This is a genomic window from Lacinutrix sp. MEBiC02595, assembly GCF_053601555.1.
Genome location: NZ_JBSHNU010000064.1, coordinates 1 through 258, shown reverse-complemented (window position 1 = coordinate 258; position 258 = coordinate 1). Strand labels below are relative to the sequence as shown.

General features: G+C 36.4%; 1 protein-coding gene. It reads right to left on the bottom strand.

From position 1 onward, the window contains the following. Positions 1 to 258: hypothetical protein (locus ACVCZW_RS00265; RefSeq protein WP_452231321.1), on the bottom strand; the 258-nt coding region annotated here is incomplete at both ends.

The following is a 258-nucleotide window of genomic DNA, read 5'->3' as shown; positions in this document are numbered from 1 at the left end:
GGTGTAAGTTAATGTTCCGTCATTATTATCCACCAATGTTGTTAAAGCTTCCAGGTTTGCTATGATTGCAGATAAATCTAATTGTGTAGTAACGCCATCTTCGTCTGTATAATCGATGTTTGTATTGTCTGTGTTTAAAGCAATGGATGTTAATGTTTCCAAGTTAGCAACATCTAAAACAGTCGGGTTTCCATCTTCATCGGTGTAAGTTAATGTTCCGTCGTTGTTGTCAACTAAAGTTGTTAAAGCTTCCAGGTT